General features: G+C 45.6%; 12 protein-coding genes. 11 read left to right on the top strand and 1 reads right to left on the bottom strand.

Annotation, left to right across the window (positions count from 1 at the left end; all coding sequences use genetic code 11):
* From B3763_RS12975 to B3763_RS12960, 4 genes are all read left to right on the top strand, one after another.
* Positions 1-2756, top strand: a 2756-nt coding sequence (locus B3763_RS12975) for an alpha-2-macroglobulin family protein (RefSeq protein WP_286747083.1), incomplete at its 5' end; no start/stop codon positions are given.
* Positions 2757-2801: 45 nt separating this feature from the next.
* A complete protein-coding gene (pbpC, locus tag B3763_RS12970; protein ID WP_286747080.1) occupies positions 2802-5177 on the top strand; it encodes a penicillin-binding protein 1C in 2376 nt (791 codons plus the stop codon).
* Between the two features lie 219 nt (positions 5178-5396).
* Positions 5397-5933 (top strand): hypothetical protein, encoded by a 537-nt coding sequence (locus B3763_RS12965; protein ID WP_286747078.1) that lies wholly within the window; start codon positions 5397-5399, stop codon positions 5931-5933.
* Entirely contained in the window at positions 5930-6697 is a 768-nt protein-coding gene (locus B3763_RS12960) for a type II CAAX prenyl endopeptidase Rce1 family protein (RefSeq protein ID WP_286747076.1), read from the top strand. Before B3763_RS12965 ends, B3763_RS12960 begins: the two co-directional genes overlap by 4 nt.
* A gap of 22 nt (positions 6698-6719) precedes the next feature.
* Here the strand turns inward: B3763_RS12960 and ruvC are convergent, their stop codons facing one another.
* Entirely contained in the window at positions 6720-7277 is a 558-nt protein-coding gene (gene ruvC / locus B3763_RS12955; RefSeq protein ID WP_414707137.1) for a crossover junction endodeoxyribonuclease RuvC, read from the bottom strand.
* Positions 7278-7345: 68 nt separating this feature from the next.
* Here ruvC and B3763_RS12950 point away from each other — a divergent pair, with 68 nt between their 5' ends.
* From B3763_RS12950 to B3763_RS12920, 7 genes are all read left to right on the top strand, one after another.
* On the top strand, positions 7346-8449 hold the full coding sequence (locus B3763_RS12950; RefSeq protein ID WP_286747074.1) for a glycosyltransferase: 1104 nt from the start codon (positions 7346-7348) through the stop codon (positions 8447-8449).
* 9 nt (positions 8450-8458) lie between these two features.
* Positions 8459-8713, top strand: a complete 255-nt coding sequence (locus B3763_RS12945) for a hypothetical protein (RefSeq protein WP_286747072.1) — start codon at positions 8459-8461, stop codon at positions 8711-8713.
* Between the two features lie 3 nt (positions 8714-8716).
* Positions 8717-9943, top strand: a complete 1227-nt coding sequence (locus B3763_RS12940) for a GAF domain-containing SpoIIE family protein phosphatase (RefSeq protein WP_286747070.1) — start codon at positions 8717-8719, stop codon at positions 9941-9943.
* Positions 9930-10553, top strand: a complete 624-nt coding sequence (locus B3763_RS12935; RefSeq protein WP_189630447.1) for a polysaccharide deacetylase family protein — start codon at positions 9930-9932, stop codon at positions 10551-10553. The genes B3763_RS12940 and B3763_RS12935 overlap by 14 nt, the downstream gene beginning before the upstream one ends.
* Positions 10554-10555: 2 nt before the next feature.
* Positions 10556-11641 (top strand): glycosyltransferase, encoded by a 1086-nt coding sequence (locus B3763_RS12930; protein ID WP_286747068.1) that lies wholly within the window; start codon positions 10556-10558, stop codon positions 11639-11641.
* A gap of 1 nt (position 11642) precedes the next feature.
* On the top strand, positions 11643-12410 hold the full coding sequence (locus tag B3763_RS12925) for a TatD family hydrolase (protein WP_286747066.1): 768 nt from the start codon (positions 11643-11645) through the stop codon (positions 12408-12410).
* Positions 12403-12728: asparaginase domain-containing protein (locus tag B3763_RS12920; protein WP_286747064.1), on the top strand; the 326-nt coding region annotated here is incomplete at its 3' end. The genes B3763_RS12925 and B3763_RS12920, both read left to right, overlap by 8 nt.

Raw genomic sequence — 12728 nt, 5'->3', positions numbered from 1 at the left:
CTCAGGTTCATTTAAATATACCGAACGATGAGTGGGGCAGATACTACATTAGAGTGAGAGACCCGAAATCGGGTCACTCGGCCGGTTCGGTCACTTACTTCGATTGGCCGGGGTGGGCCGATAGTAATCAGCGACCGGGAGGGGCTTCGCTACTCAATTTCTCTACCGATAAACAAGAGTATAAAGTTGGGGAAAAGGTGACGGTCCGAATTCCGGCTAGTAATACAGGCCGGGCTTTAGTGAGCATAGAAAACGGCAGTCGTGTAATAGATGCTCATTGGCTTGAAACCAAAAGCGGAGCCAATGAATTCAGCTTTGAGGTAACCCCGGATATGGCTCCGAATGCATACGTCAATGCCACGCTATTGCAGCCGCATGCCCAGACTCAAAATGATTTACCCATGCGCTTATACGGTATAGTTCCCATTCAGGTAACCAACGAACAAACGGTGCTGAATCCGCAGATCACCTTGCCCGATGTACTCAAACCTGAGGAGTCTTTTGAGGTAAATGTGAAAGAAGCAAACGGAAAACCCATGACATACACCATTGCGGTGGTAGACGAGGGATTGCTCGATATTACGCGCTTTCAAACCCCAAACCCCTGGCATACCTTCTATGCGCGTCAGGCTCTGGGTGTAAAGAGCTGGGACGTTTATGATCACGTAATTGGGGCCTACAGTGGAGACCTTTCTCGTCTGTTAGCTCTTGGAGGCGATGGTTCCGGAATGAGGCCGGAAAACTCCAAAGCCAATCGCTTTAAACCTGTGGTTAAACACCTGGGCCCCTTTCGGTTGGAAAAAGGAAAAACAGCTACCCACCGCATAGACATGCCCAACTATGTGGGTTCTGTGCGTACCATGGTTGTGGCAGGAGGCAACGGGGCCTATGGCCACACAGAAAAGGCCACGCCTGTGCGCAAGCCACTCATGGTGTTAGGTACCTTGCCCCGTGTTTTGGGGCCGGGCGAACAATTGCAACTTCCTGTGAGTGTCTTTGCTCTGGAAGATTTTGTGAAGCAGGCAGAGGTTGAGCTAAAAGTGAGTGGCCCACTGCTGCTCAAAGAAGGAGCCAGCAAAACAGTTAGGTTTTCCGGCCTGGGCGATGAGTTAGTCAATTTCGCCCTTGAGGTAAAGCCGGAACTTGGAGTTGGCAGAATAGAAATACTTGCAAAATCGGGTAAAGAAACGGCCAGACATTCAATAGAAATTCAGGTGCGTAATCCTAACCCCATGAGCACCAATCTCTATCAGGCGGCATTGCAACCCGGAGAGAGCTGGGAGCAGAGTTTTACAGCCATTGGCATGCAAGGTACGAACAGTACAACACTTGAGCTTTCTGTTATTCCGCCTATAAACCTGGAGAAAAGACTGGGATATTTGATTAGCTATCCCCATGGGTGTATAGAACAAACCACTTCAGCGGTGTTTCCTCAACTCTTTTTAAATGATGTGATGGAGCTAGAACCGCATAGGCAAAATGAAGTTCGAAAAAATGTGATCGATGCTGTTGAGAAAATAGGCCGTTTTCAGACAGCCGATGGAGGCTTTGCCTATTGGCCGGGCAACAGCGATAACAATGATTGGGGAACCAATTATGCCGGACACTTTTTACTGGAAGCCAAAGACAAAGGATATAGCATTCCTTCGGCTCTGCTTACCAACTGGAAGGCCTATCAAAGTCAGCAAGCCAGGCGTTGGAGTCGCTACGGAAGATATAATGACGATGCTGTACAAGCCTATAGGCTTTATACCCTTGCTAAAGCTCAGGCACCGGAGCTTGGAGCCATGAACAGACTGAGAGAAGATGAAGGGCTGAGCCTGGAAGCCAAATGGAGATTGGCGGCTGCTTATGCCCTGGCCGGTAAGCCACAAGTAGCCCAGGAAATGGTGAGCAAGTTGCCAAAAGTTGCTTCCAAACGCTCTGCCTATTACTTCTATGGTTCGCTACTACGCGATAATGCAATGATTCTGGAGGCCATGGGACTAATGGGTATGCAGCAGGAGGGTATGGACTTGCTGCGCTCTGTGGCTTCCGAACTGGCCGAAGACCAATGGCTAAGTACTCAAACGACCGCTTTTAGTTTGTTGGCTATTATAAAGTTCGTAGGCATAAATAACAATGCCTTTGGCAGGAGTCTGCAAGCCGAGTATCAGGTCAATTCCGGCAGCAATCAGCGCATTGCTACCAGTAAACCCATCAGGCAAATTGTTCTTTCGGCCAAGGAGCAGAGTGGAAGGTTGAAGCTTAGTAATACCGGAGAATCTATGCTGTTTGTCCACCTCATACAGCAAGGACAGCCGCTTGTGGGAGAAGAAAAAGATGGTAGCTCTGGCCTTCGCTTAGAAGTAAATTATTTCGACCGAGGAAATAACCCCATTGATCCGTCTCAAATGGAACAGGGAACGGATTTTTATGCTGAAGTAAAAGTGTCTAATCCGGGCAACCGTGGCATATACAGAGATATTGCCTTAAGCCAGGTGTTTCCATCCGGTTGGGAAATACTCAACGATAGACTGAACGAAATACCCGGAACTTCTCAGGGAGGAAACTACACCTACCGAGACATACGAGACGACCGGGTGTATACTTACTTCGACCTAAGGCCCAATGAATCAAAAACCTTTAGGGTAAACCTAAACGCCACTTATACCGGTAAGTTTTACCTGCCGTCTGTCAATGCAGAGGCCATGTATGATCATACTATTTATGGGAGAAAGGCGGGACGATGGGTAGAAGTAAAGCGGGTGAATTAGCCGTCAGGCACTGAACATATTCGGCAGTTGAAAACCAGATTAACATTGAAAAGGCTTAGGAAGCATAAGAAGTTGCTGTTTGTAGTAGGTCTTCTTTTAGGAATGATCTACTACTTCTCTTTGCCCGAGCAACTGTTTGACGACCCCTATGCCACTGTTGTAAACGACAGAAATGGAGCCTTACTTTCTGCCAGAATTGCTCATGATGGGCAGTGGCGCTTTCCTCCGCTGGATTCACTGCCTCAGAAGTACATTACTGCACTCCTTACCTTCGAAGATCAGCGGTTTTACCAACACCCTGGCGTAGACTTGCTAGCCATGGGGCGGGCCATTCAACAAAATATTACTTCCGGCCGGGTGGTGAGTGGAGGCAGCACCCTCACCATGCAAATTGTGAGGCTACACCGTAAAGGGAAAAAACGAACCGTATGGGAGAAGATGCTGGAAATGATATTGGCCACACGGTTAGAGTTGCGCTACAGCAAGCATGAACTTTTAAAACTCTATGCTGCACATGCGCCATTTGGGGGCAATACAGTAGGGTTAAATGCGGCAGCCTGGCGTTATTTTGAACGCAGCCCCCAAACCCTTTCATGGGCAGAGGCGGCTTTGCTTGCGGTGTTGCCCAATCAACCTGCCATGCTTTACCCCGGCAAAAGTATCAGACCGCTCAAGGCCAAGCGAGATCGATTGCTTGAACGATTACACCAATTAGGTCACCTATCGGCTACCGATCTTTCGCTTGCTTTGGCCGAACCTGTGCCGGAAAAGCCGGAAGAGCTTCCACAATGGTCGGCTCATTTTACAGACTTTTTGGTAAAGCGGGGGTACTCGGGCAGGCAGATAAAGTCAGGTATAGACATGCATGTGCAAAAGAGTGTGGTGGGTGTACTCAAGGCACATCACCAATTGCTAAAAACCGATGGCATAAACAATGCGGCTGCTTTGGTACTCGATGTTCGCCAAAATAAGGTATTGGCCTATGCCGGTAATGTGGAAGGTGCAGGTAGGGAGCATCAGGAGTTTGTAGATGTAATTCAGGCCCCTCGAAGTACAGGGAGTTTGTTAAAACCATTGCTCTACGCCAGTTTGCTAAGTGAAGGGCAAATTCTTCCTAAAACCCTGGTGCCCGATGTCCCCGTATTTTATGGTGACTTTGCTCCCCAGAACTTCACCAAAACCTACGATGGTGCTGTTCATGCCGATATGGCCATCGCACGATCCCTCAATGTGCCGGCAGTAGAAATGCTTAAAACATACGGTTATCCCAAATTTTATCAGAAACTGAAGGATTTGGGCATGACCACACTCACTCAGCCGGCAGGGCACTACGGTCTCTCACTTATTCTTGGCGGCTCGGAAGGCACACTTTGGGACTTAGCAAATATTTATGCCGGCATGGCCCGAACGCTAAGCCATTTCAACACTCTTGGCCATGCCTCCAATCATCAGGCCTTTGCAGGCTTAGAAGCTTCACCAGCTGGTAATAACAGAGCAACTTCAGGCTCAGACAAAATAAGAACAGAAAGCCCTCATCTATCGGCCGCCTCCATTTGGTTCACCTTTCAGGCCATGTTAGAAGTTTACAGGCCGGCAGAAGATGCAGCTTGGAAAATGTATTCCAGTTCTCACAAAATTGCCTGGAAAACGGGAACCAGCTTTGGGTATCGCGATGGGTGGGCCATTGGCATTACCCCTGAATATGTAGTGGCCGTGTGGGTGGGTAATGCCGATGGCGAAGGCCGACCCGGGCTTACGGGTATTAAAGCTGCTGCTCCTATTATGTTCGATATTTTCGATAGACTGCCCGAAACCACCTGGTTTCGAATGCCAGTGGCCGAGATGACTCTCGCAGCCATAGACCGGCAAAGCGGACATCTGGCTTCGCCATATTCGGCTCAGGTAGATACGGTGTGGATTCCAAAGGTAGGTTTGCGCACCTCCGCTTCGCCATACAATCGGCTCGTTCATCTCAACAAGGCACAGAGCCATCAGGTAAATGCGGGTTGTGTTCCTACCGACCAGTTAATTACAAAACCCTGGTTTGTTTTGCCTCCCAAACAGGCCTTTTATTTCAAAATGAAGAATCCTACCTATGCCGATTTGCCTCCTTTTTGGCCCGGTTGCGGCACAAACCTGACTGCACTAAAGTCTATGGAAATGATATATCCTGAGCAAAATGCATCGCTCTATTTGCCGGTTGAACAAGATGGTGAGGTTGGTAAAGTCATATTTGAGGCTACCCATCAAAGTCGGTTGGCCAGAGTACACTGGCACCTCAATGGCACATACTTAGGGTCCACACAGTCGGAGCACGTAATGGCCTTGCAGCCGGAGAACGGCAGACACAGGTTAGTATTGGTCGATGATTCTGGCAACGAGATTATAAGAACTTTTGAAGTGCTAAGAAAAGGAGAGTAGGATTGAGAACCACTCTTTTAATGCTGTAACCTCGTATATCATTACATTTTAATTAGGGTTACTCCTTTAGACTACAAAGATGTAAACAGACTACTCGAGCAAAAAGCTGTGCTTCCACAAATGGCAAAATATGAAGACATGCCTCCTTAGTAAGTAACCCTAATTTTAATTTTCTTTTAATAGGAACATTAGCATATTTAGGTACAATAAACTATTCACTTGGAAAATCAAGATACCACGCTCGACCAAGCAGCCCACGTCTGCTCAAATTGCCAAAATACCATAGATGATACTGCTACCTATTGTTCGCATTGTAGTTATCCGCAAAACGGAACAGAGGAAGAAAAGGCTAAATTTCAGAGGCGCATCGATGCCAAAAAGAGGCTTTTGAATGTAGTTGAAAAAGAGGTGAAGAAATCGAAAAACACACTGATAGCGCTAGGAGTGCTCAATATTTTGGCCGGTCTAATACTAGGTTATTTTGCTGATGATATGGCAACTCTCATTGCTTCTTCGGTTTTGGCCATAGTTTACTTTGGTTTGGCCATTTGGAGCGATAAAGAACCTTTTGGTGCCAGCCTCACGGGTTTGATCGTTTACGGTACAATTATACTCCTTCAGGCTGTGTTGGAAGGTGCAATTTTTAGAGGGATCGTCTGGAAGATACTCATCATTAGTCTTCTCATTCGTGGGTTAAAGTCGGGGCTTGAAGTGAAGAAGGTGAAGGCCGAATTAAAAGAGTTGGGCATTTCATGACAGACGGAGCTCCGATAGGTCCTTTGCTTACATGCCAGCATTGTGGGGCAGAGCATTTTAACGATTTTCGTTTTTGTGGCCACTGTGGTCAGAAAAAAGAAATAGAAGACAGTCAAAGAAGCCCATTAGAATCCAAAGAGCTTCGAATCATTATCTGGTATGTTTCCAGTTTGCTGCTAATACTCGTGGTCTATCAGACTACTTCTGTTCTCGACCAATGGCAGGAGGATTTTGAGTTTGTAGAAATTCTCCTTATTGCACAAACATTATTGTTTGCATACCTGAGTGGAAAGAAAGCATTGAAGCTAGTGTTTAAACCCATTGACCCCGGGGTGATTGGACTGGTTCTTATCTGTGCTGTCCCCGCTGCGGTATTGGTTCACTATTTTGCCGATTTTATTAACTTCAATTTGCTGGGTATTGAGTGGGATTTCCCTCAATATACCATTTATGGATTTGCTTATGCCTTTTTATTTGTGGCTGTTGTGCCTGCTATTTTTGAGGAAATGGCTTTTAGGGGCTTCTTCTTTACCCATATGAAGGCTATGGCAGGTACTCAGGCAGCACTGGTGGTAACCAGCATAGTTTTTGGAATTTCCCACCTTTCCATCATAAGTCTTCTGTGGTTGATACCTTTAGGCTATGTATTTGGATGGTTAAGGCAAAGGTATGGCACAATAGTATATGGCATGTTGGCTCACTTTACTTATAACCTCACCATAGTTGTGCTCGAATACATGCAATACAATCTGGAGTCTTTTTAGTCCATCCACTTGATGGTGCGTCTTACTTCACCCGTCCCGGGTTTTCGCTAATAAAGCTCTTCCAGCTGGCCGAACGGGTTTGGGCCTGACCATTCTGGAAATGATGACAAACTGCCACGGCAAGTGCATCGGTGGCATCGAGCATTTTGGGTAGCTCCTTTATGTTTAGTAAGGTTTGCAGCATAGCTGCTACTTGCTCTTTAGAGGCATTGCCATTGCCCGTGACCGATTGTTTAACCTTTTTTGGGGCATATTCAGTAATGGGTATTTCCCGCGCCAGAGCAGCCGACATAGCCACGCCCTGCGCCCGTCCGAGCTTGAGCATAGATTGCACGTTCTTGCCGTAAAAAGGGGCTTCCAGTGCCACTTCATCGGGGTGAAACTCTTCGATAATAGTGGTGACTCTCTCAAAAATCTTCTTGAGTTTGAGTTCGTGGCCAACGTATTTCTTCAGGTGGATGACGCCAAATTGGAGTAACGAAAGCTTTTTGCCTTCTACCTTTAATACGCCATAACCCATCACGCTTGTGCCCGGATCTATTCCTAAAACAATTTTCTCCTGAACGGCCTTGTCTTTCACAAGGGCAATATACGGAATCGGTTTTTTCCGAAGGTTTTTAATTTGTGGCAGATTAGCAATCTTGCAGCATGCTGGCCATAGGGCTTATTCTTACCACCTACATTTTACTCGTTTTACTTGCTCTGAAAAACTGGAGCAAGGTAGAGGCGAAATATAGTGGAGGTTCAAAGCCTCCGGCAACAAGTCTTATTGTTCCCTTCAGGAATGAAGTGGCCAACCTGCCCCATTTGGTCAAGTGTTTGGAGCAGCAGAGTCATCCCGATTTCGAGGTCATTTTTGTAAACGATCACTCCACCGATGCAGGAGCAGAGTGGCTCAATAATTACTGTGCTGCTGAAAACAGTGTGTTTCGCTTGATTCACCTCCATGAACAAACCGGTAAGAAGGCAGCTATTGAGAAGGGCGTTGAGGCGGCTAAAAATGAGATTGTGGTGACTACCGATGCAGACTGCTCAATGTCTTCTAATTGGTTAAAGACCGTGGCAGCTCCATTTGGGCTAGGGCAGGTGCAAATGGTTTTGGGTCCTGTAATGCTAACCGGTGAGTGCTTATGGCAAAAAATGCAGTCCATAGAATTCAGCGCCCTGATTGGTGCCACTAAAGTGATGACCGATTACGGGAAACCATCCATGGCCAATGGTGCCAATTTGGCTTACAGGAAGGCTGCTTTCAATGAAGTTGGAGGCTTTGATAATATAAATACCACTCCCTCGGGCGATGATGAGCTGTTGCTACAAAAGGTACAGATGAAGCATCCCAAAGGCGTAGTGTTTTGTGCTTTGCCGGAGGTGCTGGTTACTACCGCTGCTGCTCCCAATTGGCAGGTTTTTCGGGAACAACGTTTACGTTGGGCTAGCAAGTGGAAAGAGAACAAACGAAAAAACACCATAGTGGCGGCTCTGGGTATTGTTCTGGTTCAGTGTGCTACACTTAGTATTCCTATTTTGCCGGTGCTAACCAACTCCACCGGTAGTTGGTTGTGGGGAGTGCTTCTGGCCAAGCTTCTGGCAGAATTTCTGTTTATACGAAAAGTACGTAAAGCATACGCCTTCAAAACTCCATTCCCTTATTTTCTCCTTTGCTTTATTGTATATCCCTTCTATGCCATTTATTTTGGACTTGCCGCTAACTTTAGGAAATTTGAGTGGAAGGGAAGAACTTATTCACCCTGAACTATGACAATGACCGATGCTGAATTTGATGTGATGGATGAGCTTTATTTCGTTCAGCCATATACATATTTGCTGGAAGAACTCACTCTTAAAGAGGAGGAATTAAAAGCTACTTTGCAAAGCCTACTCGAAAAAGGCTATATCAAGTGTTTTTTTAATATGAACGATGAGGTTTTCGAAGATCAGCTGAACTTTGAAAAAGAATATAAAACCTACTATTACCTGGCCACAAAAACGGGTCTTTTGGCTCACAATGGTCGCTAATTTATGAAGCAAGACTCTTTACAAACCAAGTTTTACCAGAAAGAACTGGAGGTTAATGCCCTGTTGGAAATTACGCAGGCTGTAAACAACAACCTGCCCGAAGAAGATCTATACAAAATTTATGAGTTTACCCTGCGGGCCAACCTTCAAATGGAAAAACTTTGTCTGTTTGTAATGGAAGAAGATTGGGAGTGTAAAGTGCAGTTTGGAACCACCAAAGATTTCACTAAAATCCCCATGGGAGAGGCTTGCCTTCAGGTGAGAAGACCCACGTTTATTGAAAGTGTGTCTTTAGAACAGCCTTGTTTCGATGAGTTTGAAATCATTATCCCTGTTCTGCACAAAGACAGGCTGTTGGCTTTTGTCTTTATAAAGTCTAAAGGAGAAGGAGTTAATGTAGATACCACCTTTATTCAGGCGTTGAGTAATATTATGCTTGTGGCCATTGAGAATAAGCGGTTGGCCAGAAAGCAACTGGAACAGCAGGCCTTTCAGCGCGATATGGAAATTGCCAAAAATGTGCAGAATTATCTCTTTCCCAAAGACCTTCCGGCCACCGATAAAATTCACATTGAGGCATACTATCAGCCTTGTAGAACAGTTGGGGGCGATTATTACGACTACATTACCCTCGAACATGAAAATCAGTTTGTGGTATGTATAGCCGATGTTTCCGGTAAGGGTATTCCTGCAGCCATACTCATGAGTAATTTTCAGGCAGTGCTACGTACCATTTCGCGCACAGCCGAAAATCCCATAGATGTGGTAAAAGAGTTAAACTATCAGCTCTGTGTAAATGCCAATAGAGAAAACTTCATTACTTTCTTTTTGGCGGTTTACGACTATGAAAAGAAAAACCTCCGTTACATAAATGCAGGGCACAATCCGCCACTGCTCATGAACGGGCAGCCCAAAATAGAGCGTCTTACCACAGGAACAACGGTTTTAGGAGCCTTTGAGCCACTGCCTTTTATAGATATGGGTTGCGTTGAAAACTTGGAACACTTCTCGCTGTTTCTTTTTACCGATGGTGTCACTGAAACTTTTAATGAAAATGAAGAGGAGTTTGGCAATGAAAGGCTGGAATCGTTTCTCATAGAAAACTACGACACTCCGCTGGAAGAACTGCACAAGAAGCTTTTAACCGAGCTCAATACGTTCAATGCCGGCAAGACCTTTTCAGACGATCTTACCTTTCTATCTTGTAAGGTGAACAATGCTTCCGTTTAGAACACCCTTTCTTGCGCCCTATGCCTTCCCCAACTTATTGTGGAGGGTAAACACGTTGGAAAAACACATATATCTAACTTTTGACGATGGTCCCATTCCCGGCCTTACGGAGTGGGTTTTGGAACAGTTAAAAACTCATGAGGCCAACGCTACCTTTTTTTGTGTGGGAGAAAATATTGCCAGGCATAGCAGTATTTTCCGGCAAATTATAAGTGAGGGTCACACGGTGGGCAACCATACCCAACACCATCTGAACGGTAAGAACACCCCCAAAGGTGCCTATTTGGCCGATGTACAGGCCTGTGATGCAACCATGCAGCAATTGCAAGTATCATCTAAATGGTTTAGGCCACCCTACGGCAGACTCACGCGGGCTCAGCGCAAACCTTTGCTTAAAGAAAAAAAAGTGGTGATGTGGGATGTGCTTACGCAAGACTATGATCAATCCCTCAGTGCCGAAACAATTCTTACGAAGTCAATTCAGGCTACACGAAAGGGATCTGTTGTGGTTTTTCATGACAACCTGAAGGCAGAGAAAAACCTCAAAAAGGTGCTGCCCAAGTACATCGATTACTTTAAGCAGGCCGGATATCAATTCAAAGCGCTATGACGATGCTCATAGTTGCGATTACATTGGTATATCTGGTGCTCATACTTACTGAGTTGGTACTGACTTTACTTTTTAGTACTCGATTTAAGAATGTCTCTCAGCAGCCCAACGAGTGGCCACATGTGTCGGTGCTCATATGTGCCAGAAATGAAGAGCTGAATCTCGATCGTTGTTTGGAGTCTCTTATTCGCCAAGACTATCCCCGTGAGCAAATGCAGCTCCTGATAGGGAATGATAATTCCGAAGATGGCACAGCAGAGAAAATAGCCGGTTATACAAGTAGTTATTCTTTTATTAAAGAGATCGAAATTACTCATGAAAAAGATGGGCTTATAGCCAAGGCCAATGTGCTCAATCAGCTCATTGATGCTACCGATGATGAGTATATTGTAATTCTTGATGCAGATATGAAAGCCCGACCGGGGTGGCTAAGGAGCATGGTTTCGGCCTTGGGACACAGTCCATTAGTAAGCGGTTATACCCGTATAGATCCGCATAGCTTCCGTGCACAAATTCAGGCTTTCGATTGGCAGATAGTGCTACACAGCATGAAGGCTATGGCCGATACTTTTCGACCTATATCCATACTTGGCAATAACATGGGCTTTAGACGATCGGCCTACGATCAGGTTGGAGGATTCAGAGCACTTGGCCCAACCGATGTGGAAGATTTAGGGTTGTTGCAGCGCTTTCAGAAAGCAGGGCTTTCTACGCTGCAACTCATCGATGGACAGGGGAGTGCCTACACACTGCCCCAGGCCACATGGACAGAGATAATTGTGCAGCGGTGCCGGTGGATGAACGGAGTCTTTACTCATCATTGGCTGCTGGCCATACCGGCTTTTTTTGCCCGCTTATGGCTTCCTGTGGCTTTGTTAATGTTCTTCTTCCATCCAGAGGTGGCACTCTTTATAGTTCTTTATGCCTATGGAGCCTCGCTGGTCAAGTATATACAAGTGAGCCATCGTTCGGCAGGAGCGTTTAAACTATTGCTTGGTGAACCTTTTTTTATAAGTCTTTTAGATACTTTTGCGTTGCTGAGAATTCTCATTTTCGGTAAAGTAAGTTGGAAAGGAAGAAAGTTCTGAAATGATAGAAACTCACGCCCATATATACGCAGAGCAGTTTAAAGAAGATATTAGTGAGGTGTTAGAAAGGGCACAAGAAGTTGGTGTTCAAAAAATTATAATGCCCAACATAGACCACACCTCTATAGATGCCATGTTGGAATTGGAGCATCGCAACCCAAGCCTTTGTATAGCCACAATGGGATTACACCCATGTTCGGTGAATAAGCATTTTGAGAAAGAACTCTATGTGGTAGAAGAATGGATTAATAAGCGACCCTTTGTAGCGATTGGAGAAATTGGAACCGATCTTTACTGGGATAAGACGTTTAAAGATCAGCAAATAGAGGCGTTCAAAATACAGGCCGATTGGGCTAAAAAACTTAAAAAACCCATTATAATCCATTGCCGCGAATCTCTCGATTTGACCATCGATCTGGTGGAATCAATGAAAGACCAAGAATTTACTGGTGTGTTTCATTGTTTCAACGGCACGGTCGAACAAGCACAACGCATTGTAGATATGGGTTTTTACCTTGGGTTGGGAGGGGTTTCAACCTTTAAAAATGCAGGCATGGATAAAGTAGTGCCGGAGCTGGATGCCCAAAGAATTGTTTTAGAAACCGATAGTCCATATTTGGCTCCGGTACCTTATAGGGGCAAGCGCAACGAGCCGTCATATCTCAATGTAATTGCCCAAAAACTGGCCGATTACCGTCAAGTGTCCCTAACCGACCTGATAGAACAAACTACAGTCAACGCCCGAAAACTTTTCCAACTCCATGATTAAAGTAAAAAACATAGAGCACTTTGAGTTTACTCAAAAGCCTAAGGCACACATACTCCTTATATATACCGGAGGCACCTTGGGAATGGACTTGAACGAAGAAGGAGCCCTGGTACCTTGTGGTTTTGAGCAGATACTGAATAGAGTACCTGTAATTAAGGAATTGCAGGTTAATATATCGGTAGTGAGTTTTAGCGAACCAATTGACTCATCCAATGTGCAGGTAGAACATTGGCAACTTTTGGCCGGACTGGTTTATGAACACTACGACCACTTCGATGGCTTTCTGATTTTGCATGGCACAGACACCATGGCCTATAC

Source organism: Roseivirga sp. UBA1976 (assembly GCF_002336325.1).
Classification (GTDB): domain Bacteria; phylum Bacteroidota; class Bacteroidia; order Cytophagales; family Cyclobacteriaceae; genus Roseivirga; species Roseivirga thermotolerans.
The sequence above is the reverse complement of the archived record's forward strand: the minus strand, read 5'-3'. Positions and strand labels throughout refer to the sequence as shown.

Coding starts and splice junctions, on each gene's coding strand:
- B3763_RS12930 (WP_286747068.1), top strand. CDS start 10,556: ATGCTCATAGTTGCGATTACATTGGTATATCTGGTGCTCATACTTACT.
- B3763_RS12960 (WP_286747076.1), top strand. CDS start 5,930: ATGACAGACGGAGCTCCGATAGGTCCTTTGCTTACATGCCAGCATTGT.
- B3763_RS12935 (WP_189630447.1), top strand. CDS start 9,930: ATGCTTCCGTTTAGAACACCCTTTCTTGCGCCCTATGCCTTCCCCAAC.
- B3763_RS12940 (WP_286747070.1), top strand. CDS start 8,717: ATGAAGCAAGACTCTTTACAAACCAAGTTTTACCAGAAAGAACTGGAG.
- B3763_RS12925 (WP_286747066.1), top strand. CDS start 11,643: ATGATAGAAACTCACGCCCATATATACGCAGAGCAGTTTAAAGAAGAT.
- B3763_RS12950 (WP_286747074.1), top strand. CDS start 7,346: ATGCTGGCCATAGGGCTTATTCTTACCACCTACATTTTACTCGTTTTA.
- B3763_RS12945 (WP_286747072.1), top strand. CDS start 8,459: ATGACCGATGCTGAATTTGATGTGATGGATGAGCTTTATTTCGTTCAG.